Genomic DNA, 12255 nt, shown 5'->3' on the forward strand with positions numbered 1-12255 from the left:
TGAGGGGCGTCGATGATTACCGAGCAGGAGAGCCGGGTCGCGGTCGAGGCGATCACCCTGATGCTCGCCCGGGAACTGCGCGGTCGCGACATCACGGTCAACACGGTCGCGCCCGGCCCGATCGCGACGTCGCCGTTCTTCAACGGGAAGAGCGACGAACTCGTCCAGCGCATCGCGAGCGAGCCGCCGCTGGAGCGCCTCGGGGAGCCGGCCGACGTCGCGGAGATCGTCTCCTTCCTGGCGGGGCCCGGCCGGTGGGTCAACGGTCAGGTCATCCCCGTCAACGGCGGAGCGATCTGATCACCGGGCTGCTTGATCACCGGGCCGCTTGATCACTGAGCTGCCCGAGCATGGAACGGGAGAAACGATGACCGACGAGACGCCGGAGCCCGTACGGGCCCTGCTCGACGCCGCCAACGCCGGGGACACGGCGGCCTTCCTGGCGGCCTTCACCGAGGACGGCGTCGTGGACGACTGGGGCCGCGAGTTCCGCGGGGCCGGCCGCATCCGCGACTGGAGCGACGCCGAGTTCATCGGCAAGCAGGTCAGCCTGGCGATCACGCGCGTCGCCGAGCAGGACGGGGAGACGGTCGTCGCCGCGCAGGTCGGCGGGAACGGGTTCAACGGTCCCAGCCACTTCGCCTTCCGGGTGGCGGGCGATCGGGTGTCGCGGATGACGATCCGCCCGTAGGGCATCCGGCGCGAGGGGATCCGGCGGGGTCGAGGCCCGGCCGGACGCTCGCCGGGGCACGCGGAGCCGCGGGTCCGGCCGGTCGGCGGCTGGGGGCCGGGTCACGACCAGGCGAGCCTCGCCCGGGTGTCCCAGTAGTGCTCGGCGTCCTCGGCCAGGCCGGACAGGCGCGCCTCCAGGTCGTCGTCCCAGGCGACCGCCGTGGCGGCCAGGTTCTGGCGCAGCTGGCCGGGCGACGCCGCGCCACTCAGCACGACCCCCGCCCAGGGCCGGGAGAGCGCGGCGGCCAGCGCGAGCGCGTCCGGGGTCGCGCCGCGCTCGCGGGCGGCCTCCGCGAGGGCGGCGGGCGCGGCGCGGGCCGTCAGCCGCCCGTTGGCGACGCCCTCCTTGACGATCACACCGAGGCCCGCCGCGTGGGCGCGGTCCAGGGCGCCCTCCGCCGAACGCTCCAGCAGGTTCCAGGTGGACTGCACGGTGTCGAACAGCCCCGACTCGACCGCCCGGTCGATCGTCTCGGCCTGGCGGGGGCCGGTGGTGGACAGACCGACGGCCACGCCCCCGGCGCGGAGCGCCCGCAGGCCCTCGGCCACCTCCGGGTCGTCGAACACGCCGCTCTCCACCGTGGCCGAGTGGATCTGGTACAGCGACAGGTGATCGCCGAGCAGCGCCGTCGTCTCCGCCAGTTGCACGCGCAACCGCTCCGCGGACAACTCCTTGACCTCGTGGCGCTCCGCGTCGAGCCGCCAGCCCCCGACGTACCGGTAACCCCACTTGGAGCCGACCGTCACCGCGCCGGGCGGGACGCCTCTGTCCCGCAGCCAACCGGCGAGGAACTCCTCGGCCAGGCCGTAGGACCGGGCCGCGTCGACGTAGCGGACGCCGGCCGCCCAGGCGGCGTCCAGCACCGCCCAGGTCCGCGCCCGCATCGTCTCCACGCCCCGGTCGTCGCCGAGGTCCTCGTCGCGTCCCAGGGTGATGTACGCGGGGCGGCCCAGAGCGGCCAGGCCGAGACCGGCCGGGGTGACCCGCAGGCCGGTACGGCCGAGCGGTCGCGCGGCCAGGTTCACAGCCGGATTCACACCCGGATCCTCACCCGGGTCGGCAGCCGGTTCCGCCGCCGGTCGTGCAGCCGGATCGTCCACGTCCACACCCTAACCCCGAGGCCGGTGGCTCCCTTTCCCGCCGGTGCCTCCGAAGGGCACCGGGCCGCCGCCGGACATTCAGCGCAGCACGCCTCCCATCGACGATTGACACCCAAAATTGCCCAGCCACATAATCAATTCGGCAAATGTCGGACGTTTGTGGCAGACCGCATTCACCACGCGGACGCCGGCCGAGGGGGAGGCCGGAACCGGGGCGGGCCGTGTGCGGCCCGTTTCGCCACGGGTGACGGGCGCGGCGGTGCCCACCGCGGATGCTCGGGGTACACACAGGGTGTCCGGCGCTTTTCCGGCACGCCGTTCCGATGGTCCCGAACCGATGGGGTGGTGAACGCTGTGACGGTCGACTCCCACAGAACGCGGAAGACGCCCCGGGCGGCCTCGGGCGGCACACCGGGGGCGCGGGCGCCCCGGCCCGCCGACGAGATCCTCGGCTGGGCGCGCGACGTGCTCGACCCGTCGCTGCGCGAGGCGGTCGCGACGCTGGCCCCGCCGATGCGCCGCGTGGCCGGCTATCACTTCGGGTGGTGGGACGAGCGGGAGCGGCCGACCGACGCGGGGAGCGGCAAGGCGCTGCGGCCGGCCCTCGCGCTGCTCGCCGCCGAAGCCGTGGGCGGGCAGGCGGAGCAGGCCATCCCGGCCGCCGCCGCCGTCGAACTGGTGCACAACTTCTCGCTGCTGCACGACGACGTGATCGACGGGGACACTACCCGGCGCCACCGTCCCACGGCCTGGACCGTGTTCGGCACGACCGCCGCCATCCTCGCCGGTGACGCCCTGCTGTCGCTGGCGTTCACGGTGCTCGCCGACGGCCCGCGGGCCGAGGACGGCGGACGGGCCCTCGGCGCGTGCGTCCAGGCGCTGCTTGACGGCCAGAGCGCCGACGTCGAGTTCGAGCGGCGGTCCGACGTCGGCCTGGCGGAGTGCCTCCGCATGGCGGAGGGCAAGACGGGAGTGCTCATGGCCTGCGCCTGCGCTCTCGGGGCCCGGTATGGCGGGGCGACCGACGAGCAGGCCGAGCATCTGCGGGTCTTCGGCGGGCGCCTCGGCCTCGCCTTCCAGCTGGTGGACGATCTTCTCGGCATCTGGGGCGACCCCGCGGTCACCGGGAAACCGGTCCACTCCGACCTCGGCAGCAGGAAGAAGTCGCTGCCCGTCGTGGCCGCCCTCACCTCGGGCGCCCCGGCCGCGGCCGAACTCGCGGAGATCTATCGTGGCGAGAGCCCGCTGTCGCCCGGAGATCTGGAGCGGGCCGCCGGGCTCGTCGAGGACGCCGGCGGCCGTGACTGGGTGCGGGCCACCGCCGACGACCTGCTGGCCGAGGCGCTCGCCCGGCTGGAGGCGGCGATCCCGGAATCCGCGGCCGGGTCGTCCAGGGCCGGAGCCGAGCTCGCGACTCTCGCCCGGCTGGTCACCGACCGGGACCACTGATCCGCCCACTGATCCGCATAGTGATCCACATCGCTCACCGGGACCAGCGGCCGGAACCACAGGCCGTAATCACAGGCCGGAATCGCGGGCCTGAGCCGCGGAACCACACGGCCGGGCCCCAGCGGGTGCGTGGCCGTTCCGCCGGGAACGGCCACGCACCCTGGCTGTCAGGCCGCGGTCTGGGGACCGGCGTGCGCCGTGGCGCCGGTGCCCGCGTTCGCGGTCCGGGCCGTGGCCGCGCGCGCCGTGGCGGCGCGGGTGTCCGGCCCGGGGAGGTCGCGGCTGAACCCGTAGACCACGGCGGCGGTGGCGATCGCCCCGGCGTTCAGCAGCAGTGCCTTGTCGTTGATGTTGTTGATGCCGTCACATGCCTGGTGGTAGCAGGAGTCGTAGGCCTCTCCGGCGGTGCCGCCGAACAGCGCCGCCTCCTCGGGCGTCTTGACGCCCTCCGCGCCGGTGAACAGGCCGCCGGCCGGGACGCCGGCGTCGATGAACGGCCCGTAGTCCGACCGGCCGTCGAAGTCGGTGCCCACGTGTCCCTGCCGGAGCGTGTCGAAGTACTTCGCGAAGAGCTTCTCGATCTCGTCGGAGCCCGCCGGGCCGGCCGGGGCGCCCTGCGCGTCCGAGTCGTCACCGTCGTAGATCATCAGCGCGTAGTTGGGGGACGCGACCATGTCGAAGTTCAGGTACAGCTTGATCTTCGCCAGTTCGGCCGGGGAGAGGCTGGAGACGTAGTGCTCCGAGCCGAGCAGTCCCAGCTCCTCCGCGCTCCAGAACGAGAAGCGGAGCTTGTTCCTGGTCGGGATCTTGCCGAGCTTCGCGGCGATCTCCAGGATCGTCGCACTGCCCGAGCCGTTGTCGTTGATGCCGGGCCCGGCCGGGACGCTGTCGAGGTGCGCGCCGAACTGCACGACCTTGTCGGGATCGCCCCACTTGGAGTCGGCGATGACGTTCTGCGTCGTCCGGGTCTCGCTGATGGTGTCCGTCTTGACGTGCACGACGGCGCCCGTCATGCCCGCGAGCTCCTCGCCGGCGGCGAAGCTCAAGCCGACCACGGGGATCGTGACGGTCGGCGCGCCCAGGGTGCCCTGGAGGGTCTCGGTCCTGCCCGGCTGGCCCTCGTTGAAGATGATCGCCCCGGCCGCGCCGGCGGCCTGCGCGTTCTCGGCCTTCACCTGGAAGCTGCAGGTGCCGCGCTGCAGCAGGGCGATGTCGCCGGCGGTGAACGAGGCGAAGTCGCTCGCCTCGCAGCCCGAGGTCGAGGAGTTGGCCGTGGGCCCGGGCGGCAGCGTCAGGTCGACGTTGCGCACGGTCGCGGTGACGTCACCGGAGCCCGAGTACGTCATGGTGGCGAAGTCGCCGACGGCGCTGCCGTCGGGTGGGGTCGGCGTGTAGGTCCGGGGAGAGGGCGAGACCCGCTGGAGGACGGCGGTGGCGTTCTCCTGGAAGTAGGGGAACTCGAACGGCTGCACGGTGACCTCGTAGCCCGCCTTCTTGAGCTGCGCGGCCACGTAGTCGCGCGAGGCGGTGAAGCCGGGGGTGCCGGCCGCGCGGGTGCCGCCGTTCGCCGTCGCGATGTCCTGTAATTTCTGCAGGTGCTTCTTGATGCCGGCGACCGCTATCGACCGCGCCACCTGTCCGGGGTCGGGGTCGGCGCTCGCGGGCGCCTGGAGGAGGGGGAGCATGAGGGCGGCCGCCGCGGTGGCGACGCCGGCCCGCATGCCGAGGGTGATGCGCATTGGGCTCTCCTTCGGGTCCAATGACCGAGATCTCCCGATAACTACTGATCAGGAAAACTAGCCGCCATCACGTGATCCGTGAAGGGCTGTCAATCAGGCCGTCAACGGAAGCCGTCGGATCGCGTGCCCGCACGGGGGCGCCAGGTGCGGGAACGCGGTTCGCGCGGGGGCGGCGCCGGGCGAAAGAGGATTCGGACGGGGAGCGCCGTCCGGGCCGCCCAATGTGTGCGCGCCGGCCATGAGCGCGCCCGCGGCGGTCGCGGTGACGGCGGCGATCGCGATCTGCCGCCCGGACAGCCGGCCGTCGCGCTGCCGGCCGGCCGCCAGCCTTATGCCGACATAGGCCGTGCGGCACAGCACCCCCATCACCATGGCGAGCAGGATCGGCACCCAGGCGGTGGGGAGCCGGCCGAGGGAGGCGATCAGCAGCCCGGCCGCCGGGCCGATACAGGACAGCGCCAGCCACGGAGCCGGTCGCCGCCCCGCGACGGCCAGAAGGGCGCCCAGGGTCATGCCCTCGCTGGCGGAGTGCACGACCAGCGCGACGATCACCACGACGGAGGCGGTCAGCGCCAGGGCGGCTCCTTCGAGGGCCCGGTGCAGGGTCAGCGCGGCGGCGGTGCCGACACCTCCGTAGAGGGCCGCCTCGACGCTCCGCGTGGCCCTCCGGTGCAGGCCGGGCGCGTGCGCCCCCGGCTGCTCCCCGTCACCCGGGCACGCGCAGCCGCGGCGGGTGAAGTACGCGACGACCACGAAGCCGAAGCCGCCCGACGATCCGAGCGCCCACAGCGGGATCGAGGATCGGGCCGCCTCCGTCCAGAGCCGGGGCAGCAGGTCGACCAGCGCCGTGATCAGCATGGTGGCGGAGGCCGTCGCCAGCCACACGGTCAGGCGTTCGAAGTTCCGCCGGGCCAGTGCCGCGCCGACGAGCGTGGAGGCGCACACGAGCAGCACCGCCCCCACCGCTCCCGGCGGAGGCGCCGAGACGCCTGGCACCGGTGTAAGGGCCCACTCGGCCGCCGATGCCGGCATACGGGCGCACCTCCTGTCGCTTGCTCGACCATCCGCTCGCTCATAGTAGTTGTCCAATTACCCTTCGTTTACACATGGCGGCGGCGGGGGGAGCGGTCGAGACCGTTCGATGGGGGCGTCAAGGTGGTGATTCGAAGCGGTGATTCGAAGCGGTGATTCGAAGCGGTGATTCGAAGCGGCGGGAGGCGCGGATCCCGGTTCCCGGCGCGAGGGAGGTCAGGGCAGGATCTCGATCCGCAGGTCGAGGCCCTCATAGAGGTACGGCGTGGTCGTGATGATCCGCCACCCGCGCCGCGCGGCGAGGACGGCCGCGTGCGCGGCGACCAGGACCTCCGCCAGTTCGGCGTCCGGCACGGAGGGCCGATGGCGGCGCAGGCTCGCCAGGATCGCCTGGGCGTAGGGGCCGCCCGCCACCGCGTCGCCGGGGGAGAGCGCCCCGGTCACGACCATCGACATGCGGAGGAACCGTTCGAGCCGCGGCTGGGCCGGTCCCAGCGAGAGGATCTGCACGGCGAGGGCGGGGATGAGCAGTGTGACGCCGTGTGCGGACGACTGGCGCACGACCGCCCTGCCGTACATGCTCTTGCCCTCGACGAGGTGGGTGGCGGCGTCGACGTCGAGCACGTGCCCGGAGAGCGCCCCCGCCGGTGGGACGGGGTCGGTCACGCCGCGTCCGCCGTGGCGTCGCCGCCGAGGAGGTGGGCCGCCCGGGCGCGGTCCTCATCGCTGATGCCGTCCTGCCAGTCCGGCCCCCATAAATCGGCCATGATCGCGAGGTCGCCCTGGATGCGGCGCCGCTCGCGGAGGGCCGCGGCGATGTAGGCGGAGGCGTTCCCCGACGCCTGCGCCTCGTCCGCCAGCTCGTCCGGCAAAGAGATCGTAATCTTCTTGGTCATACTTGGGAGGTTACCCAGTCATACCTTGGCGGTCCACCGGTTCCGCGATTTACGCGATCCTCCGGCGAAGGTCAGCCGGCCTGCGCGGTCATGCCGGCGAGGAGGCAGGCGAAGGCGGCGACGGACGCGAGCGTCCGCACCAGGTTCCACCGCACCCAGCGCGCCTCGAACCGCGCGCGGACGAGCGCGGGATCCGCGACCCGCTCGGGCGGCCCCGCCGCGTCGAGCCGGTTGTTCAGCGGGACGTTGACCGCGAAGGTGATCACGAGCATCGCGCAATGGCACAGCAGCGCGGCCACCGTCCACGGCAGCACGCCGCCCCCGTCGTGCCGCCCGCGGTGCAGGCCGTCGAGACCTCCGACGTCACCTCCGCCGTCCCCTTGGCCGTACCCCAGGTGCAGCGCCGCCGCGGCGGCCGTCGCCAGTGGTCCTCCGGCGAACGTCAGCGCGAACCAGCCGTTCAGGATCGCGACGTTGATCCGCTGCATCGCGTCGACGAAGCTCCGGTCGCCCGCTCGGCGCAGCCCCGGCATGACCGAGCAGGTGTACGCGTAGAAGAGGCCGGCGATCAGGCCGGACGTCAGCGTCGCGACCAGCAGCGCGGCGGCCGGAAGGAACCCCGGCATGCGTCTCCTCTCTCCTGCGGCCGGTCGCGTGCGACCGGCCCTCGTGAGACCCCAGTCAAGTGGGAGGGCGTGAGACGGGCAATCGCCGAGACGCGCGTTCCCATACGCGCGCGTCTACATTGGGCACGTGGACGCACTCGCGCACCTCCTCGACGGTCCGCGGGCGCGCAGAGCCTTCCTGATGCGCTCGATCTTCACGCCGCCCTGGTCGCTCCGCGTCGAGGACCGGGCCCCGCTCACCCTCCTCGCGCAGGTCGAGGGAGAGGCGTGGGTGGTGCCGGACGAGGCTCCCGCCGAGCGGCTCGGCCCGGGTGACGTCGCCGTCCTGCGCGGACCCGGCCCGTACACGGTCGCCGCCGACCCGGGGCTCCCGCCCCGCGTCGTGATCCACGCCGGTCAGCGGTGCACCACCCCGGCGGGGGAGCCGCTCGGCGACGCCATGCGTCTCGGCGTCCGGACCTGGGGCGACAGCCTGGACGGCGCCACGACGATGCTGACCGGCACCTACCAGATGCGCGGTGAGGTGAGCCGCCGTCTCCTGGACGTCCTGCCGGCGCTGGCGGTGCTCCCCGCCGGCGCCCTCGGGCCGCCGCTCGTCCCGCTGCTCCGCGACGAGATCGTCAAGGACGAACCCGGCCAGGAGGCGGTGCTCGACCGGCTGCTGGACCTGCTGCTCATCACGGTCCTGCGGGCGTGGCTGTCGCGCCCTCAGGCAGGCGTCCCGTCCTGGTATCGGGCCCACGCCGACCCGGTCGTGGGTCCGGTGCTGCGGGAGCTCCATCGCGAACCCGCCCGCCCCTGGACGGTGGCCGCGCTGGCGGAACACGCCGGCGTCTCCCGCGCCGCGCTCGCCCGGCGCTTCACCGGCCTCGTGGGCGAGCCTCCCATGGCGTACCTCACCGGATGGCGCCTGGCCCTCGCCGCCGACCTGCTCCGCGGCACCGACGCCACCGTGGCGGCCGTCGCGCGGCAGGTCGGGTACGGCGGCGCCTTCGCGTTGAGCGTCGCCTTCAAACGGGTGCACGGGGTCAGCCCGCGGGAGTACCGCCGCGGCCCCGAACCGGCGGGTGACGACTCGTAACGCGATGGGAGCGGACCCGGCCCGTTGGGGTCGCTTCCGTGCCTCCGCCGGGGGGAAGACCAGGTCACAGGGAGGCGCGGATGGCGGTGACGAGAGCAGCGGACGGGGCGCTGGCGGGGGCGCGAGTGCTGATCACCGGTGCGTCCTCGGGCATCGGCGCGGCGACCGCCACAGCCATGGCGGCACGAGGCGCCCGTCTCGTGCTGACCGGGCGCGACCGCGAGGCACTTGAGGCGGTGGCGGCCCGGACCGGCGGCCGGGTCCTCCTCGCCGATCTCAGGACGGACGTGGACGATCTGGCCGAGCGGGCCGGTCAGATCGACGTTCTGGTGGGCAACGCCGGTGAAGGCTGGTGTGGCCCGCTCGCCGAGATGCCGGCCGGCGCGGTCGAGCGCCTCGTGGCGGTCAACCTGACCGCTCCGATCCGGCTGACCCGTGCGCTGCTGCCCGGCATGACGGCGCGGGGCCGGGGCCACCTCGTCTACGTGGCCTCCATCGCGGGTGCCGTCGGCGTGCGGGAGGAGGCGGTCTACTCCGCGACGAAGGCGGGCCTGCTGGCCTTCGCCGAGAGCCTCAGGTATGAGGTGTCCGGCGTCCATGTCACCGTCGTGCTGCCCGGCGTCGTCGACACGCCGTTCTTCGAGCGACGCGGCAGACCGTACGGCCGCTCGCGTCCGGCCCCCCTGCCCGCGGAACGGGTGGCCCGGGCGATCGTCGGCGCGGTGGAGCGGGGCCGGGCGGAGACCTTCGTGCCGGGCTGGCTGAGGCTGCCCGCCCGTCTCGCCGGGGCCGCCCCCGGTCCCTTCCGCGTTCTCGCACGCCGATTCGGCCGGCCATGAGCGGTCCCGCCGGCGCGTGGGCCGGCTCTGGCCCGGCGGCCGATTTGCCGGGCGGGCGGCGTTCGCCCTATCGTGCGATCACTTCGATTTGGCGCTCTCCAGAAGCACGCCGCAGAGCGGGAGCGTCCAGACCTCGACGAGGTGGCGGAGGGGCGGCAGCGGAATTCGCCGTCCCTTCAATCCGGAGGTCTCACGAATGAACGTCGGTATCGGACTGCCCGTCGGCGACCCTGCCGTCCTGCCCGAGTGGGCTCGGCGCGTCGACCGCGGGCCGTTCAGCACCCTCGCCCTGCTCGACCGGCTCGTCTACCACAACCCCGAACCGCTGGTCGCCCTCGCCGTCCTCGCGGGCGCCACGTCGCGGGTACGCGTCCAGACCGAGGTGCTGCTCGCCCCGCTGCGCGACACCCTCCTGCTCGCCAAGCAGGCGGCGACTCTCGACCGGATGACCGGCGGCCGCCTGATCCTCGGCCTCGGCATCGGCGGCCGGGACGACGACTACCGGGTCGCCGGAACCGACCGTAGAAGCCGCGGCCGCCGCCTCGACGAACAGATGGCGGTGATGCGCCGCGTGTGGTCCGGCGAGCCGTACGGCGACGGCGACTGCCCGATCGGTCCCGCGCCCGCCCGCGCCGGCGGTCCCGTGGTGCTCTTCGGCGGCTTCGCGCCCGCCGCGCTCGAACGCGTCGCGCGCTGGGGCGACGGCTTTCTCGCCGCCGCGGCGCCCGCGTTCGCCGGCCGCCTCTTCGACACCGTCCGCGGGCACTGGGAGGAGTACGGCAGAGCCGGCGCGCCCCGCATCGTCGCGCAGGTCAACGCCGCTCTCGGTCCTCAGGACGTGATCGACGACGCCCGCGCGGCCATGGGCGCCTACTACAGCTTCACTGGCATGGCCGATCGGATGGTCGCCGGAATGCTCACCACGCCCGGCGAGATCCGCGACGCGATCGCCCGGTTCGCCGACCTGGGCGCCGACGAGGTCATGCTCTACTGCTACGGCCTCGATCCGGAACAGGTGGACCGGCTCGCCGACGTCGTGTGACGTAAGCAGCGGCGAATAACTCGAAATTTCGGAATAAATCTGAAAATTTCAAAATCCTCGGGCCGGAAATCCTTTTGGCCTGGTGGAACGCATATGCCACCGGACGGGCGCTTTTCGTGTGGCGGGCGAGAATCCGATGATTCACGAGCCAACGGCAAGGTCGAAAGGAACCCTCTGTGAACGCATCGGAATCGGCGCGCCCGTCCGCGGCGCGTGGACATCGCCAGAGCGCCCTCCGCGCGCGACCGTCCGGAGGGCGGACGGCCGCCGCCGTCACCGCGCTGGTCGTCGGCGGCCTCGCCGCCGGTTGGCCCGTCACACAGGCGGCGGCCGCGACGGGGTGCGCGGTCACCTACACCACCAGCGACTGGGCGGGCGGCTTCAGCGCCTCGGTCACGATCCAGAACCTGGGCGACGCCGTCAACGGGTGGACGCTCGGGTTCCGGTTCCCCGACTCCGGTCAGGCGGTGACCTCCGGCTGGTCGGCGACCTGGAGCCAGAGCGGCCAGGACGTCACCGCCAGAAATCTGGACTGGAACGCCGCGATCCCGACCGGCGGGAGCGTCTCCGTCGGCTTCAACGGCGCCTGGTCCGGGTCCAACCCCAAGCCGGCCGCCTTCACGCTCAACGGCGTCACCTGCACCGGTTCGACCGGCACCGCGAGCCCCAGCGTGTCGCCGTCGGCGAGCCCCAGTGCGTCTCCCTCGGCCAGCCCCACGGCATCGCCCACGGCATCGCCCACGGTGTCGCCGTCGGCCTCGCCCAGCGCGTCACCCAGCGCGTCGCCCAGCGCGTCGCCCACGACCGGGACGCCCACGGTGGCGGCGGACGGGACGGGCAGGTACCGGACGGTGCAGGCCGCCATCGACGCCGTGCCCACCGGCAACGCCAGCCGGAAGGTCATCACGATCAAACCGGGGACGTACCGGGAGATCGTCACCATTCCCGCGAACAAGCCGTACATCACCCTGCAGGGTCTCGGCTCGTCGCCCAGGGACGTGGTGATCGTCAACAACCACAACGCCGACGTCTACGGCACCTTCAACAGCGCCACGGCCTTCGTCAACGGCCACGACGCCGCCCTCACCAACCTGACGATCTCCAACGACTACGTCGAGAACTCCACCACCGTCGGGCAGCAGGCCGTCGCGCTGAACCTCAACGCCGACCGCTCGGTCCTGTCGAACGTGCGGCTGCTCGGCGACCAGGACACCTTCCTGGTCAACGCGTCCGCCCGCGCCTACATGAGCGGTTCCTACGTCGAGGGCACCGTCGACTTCATCTTCGGCGACGGAACCATCGTGATCGACAACAGCGACATCTACGAGAAGCGCAGCACCGGCGCGCCCATCACCGCCGCCAGGACCGACCCCGCCAAGACGTACGGCTTCCTCATCTACAGATCGCGGATCACCGGCGCCACCGCGAACACCACGCAGCTGGGCCGCCCGTGGGGGCCCAGCGCCCAGGTGCTCTACCGCGAGTCCACCCTCAGCTCGACGATCAAGACCTCCCAGCCGTGGACCGACATGTCGGGCAACTCATGGAAGAACGCCCGGTTCTTCGAGTACAAGAACACCGGGGCGGGCGCCGGTGTGAACTCCAACCGGCCGCAGATGAGCGACGCGCAGGCGGCCAACTACACCCCGCAGCGATACCTGGCCGGATCCGACGGCTGGCGCCCGATCGGCTGAACCGGGCGGAGATCAGACGTACGG

General features: G+C 72.8%; 13 protein-coding genes. 7 read left to right on the forward strand and 6 right to left on the reverse strand.

Annotation, left to right across the window (positions count from 1 at the left end):
• The first annotated feature begins 12 nt into the window (after positions 1-12).
• Both JOL79_RS09345 and JOL79_RS09350 read left to right on the forward strand, forming a co-directional pair.
• On the forward strand, positions 13-300 hold the full coding sequence (locus JOL79_RS09345) for an SDR family oxidoreductase (protein ID WP_210155322.1): 288 nt from the start codon (positions 13-15) through the stop codon (positions 298-300).
• Between the two features lie 67 nt (positions 301-367).
• A complete protein-coding gene (locus JOL79_RS09350; RefSeq protein WP_210155323.1) occupies positions 368-691 on the forward strand; it encodes a nuclear transport factor 2 family protein in 324 nt (107 codons plus the stop codon).
• A 101-nt stretch (positions 692-792) separates the two neighbouring features.
• On the opposite strand, the gene JOL79_RS09355 is transcribed toward JOL79_RS09350, so the two are convergent.
• Positions 793-1770 carry an aldo/keto reductase gene (locus tag JOL79_RS09355; RefSeq protein ID WP_307848429.1) on the reverse strand — a complete coding sequence of 326 codons (978 nt, stop codon included), beginning with the start codon at positions 1768-1770 and terminating at the stop codon, positions 793-795.
• 507 nt (positions 1771-2277) lie between these two features.
• Here JOL79_RS09355 and JOL79_RS09360 point away from each other — a divergent pair.
• Positions 2278-3282, forward strand: a complete 1005-nt coding sequence (locus tag JOL79_RS09360; RefSeq protein WP_307848476.1) for a family 2 encapsulin nanocompartment cargo protein polyprenyl transferase — start codon at positions 2278-2280, stop codon at positions 3280-3282.
• A 167-nt stretch (positions 3283-3449) separates the two neighbouring features.
• Here the strand turns inward: JOL79_RS09360 and JOL79_RS09365 are convergent, their stop codons facing one another.
• The 5 genes from JOL79_RS09365 to JOL79_RS09385 form a co-directional block, all read right to left on the reverse strand.
• Positions 3450-5021, reverse strand: a complete 1572-nt coding sequence (locus JOL79_RS09365) for a M28 family metallopeptidase (RefSeq protein ID WP_210155324.1) — start codon at positions 5019-5021, stop codon at positions 3450-3452.
• A gap of 93 nt (positions 5022-5114) precedes the next feature.
• The gene (locus JOL79_RS09370; RefSeq protein ID WP_210155325.1) at positions 5115-6053 is read right to left on the reverse strand and encodes a ZIP family metal transporter; all 939 of its coding nucleotides are present in this window, start codon (positions 6051-6053) and stop codon (positions 5115-5117) included.
• A gap of 216 nt (positions 6054-6269) precedes the next feature.
• Positions 6270-6719 carry a hypothetical protein gene (locus tag JOL79_RS09375; protein ID WP_210155326.1) on the reverse strand — a complete coding sequence of 150 codons (450 nt, stop codon included), beginning with the start codon at positions 6717-6719 and terminating at the stop codon, positions 6270-6272.
• Entirely contained in the window at positions 6716-6949 is a 234-nt protein-coding gene (locus tag JOL79_RS09380; RefSeq protein ID WP_210155327.1) for a ribbon-helix-helix domain-containing protein, read from the reverse strand. The genes JOL79_RS09375 and JOL79_RS09380 overlap by 4 nt, the downstream gene beginning before the upstream one ends.
• A 71-nt stretch (positions 6950-7020) precedes the next feature.
• Positions 7021-7575 carry an anthrone oxygenase family protein gene (locus tag JOL79_RS09385; protein WP_210155328.1) on the reverse strand — a complete coding sequence of 185 codons (555 nt, stop codon included), beginning with the start codon at positions 7573-7575 and terminating at the stop codon, positions 7021-7023.
• A 127-nt stretch (positions 7576-7702) separates the two neighbouring features.
• Between JOL79_RS09385 and JOL79_RS09390 the strand changes: the two genes are divergently transcribed.
• The 4 genes from JOL79_RS09390 (at position 7703) to JOL79_RS09405 (ending at position 12231) form a co-directional block, all read left to right on the forward strand.
• Complete coding sequence (locus JOL79_RS09390) at positions 7703-8656, forward strand: AraC family transcriptional regulator (protein WP_210155329.1); 954 nt, start codon at positions 7703-7705, stop codon at positions 8654-8656.
• Between the two features lie 80 nt (positions 8657-8736).
• Positions 8737-9495 carry an SDR family NAD(P)-dependent oxidoreductase gene (locus JOL79_RS09395; RefSeq protein ID WP_210155330.1) on the forward strand — a complete coding sequence of 253 codons (759 nt, stop codon included), beginning with the start codon at positions 8737-8739 and terminating at the stop codon, positions 9493-9495.
• A 196-nt stretch (positions 9496-9691) separates the two neighbouring features.
• Positions 9692-10537, forward strand: a complete 846-nt coding sequence (locus tag JOL79_RS09400) for an LLM class flavin-dependent oxidoreductase (RefSeq protein ID WP_210155331.1) — start codon at positions 9692-9694, stop codon at positions 10535-10537.
• A 176-nt stretch (positions 10538-10713) separates the two neighbouring features.
• On the forward strand, positions 10714-12231 hold the full coding sequence (locus JOL79_RS09405) for a pectinesterase family protein (protein WP_210155332.1): 1518 nt from the start codon (positions 10714-10716) through the stop codon (positions 12229-12231).
• Positions 12232-12255 lie beyond the last annotated feature (24 nt).

This window comes from Microbispora oryzae (genome assembly GCF_017896165.1).
Taxonomy (GTDB): Bacteria; Actinomycetota; Actinomycetes; order Streptosporangiales; family Streptosporangiaceae; genus Microbispora; species Microbispora oryzae.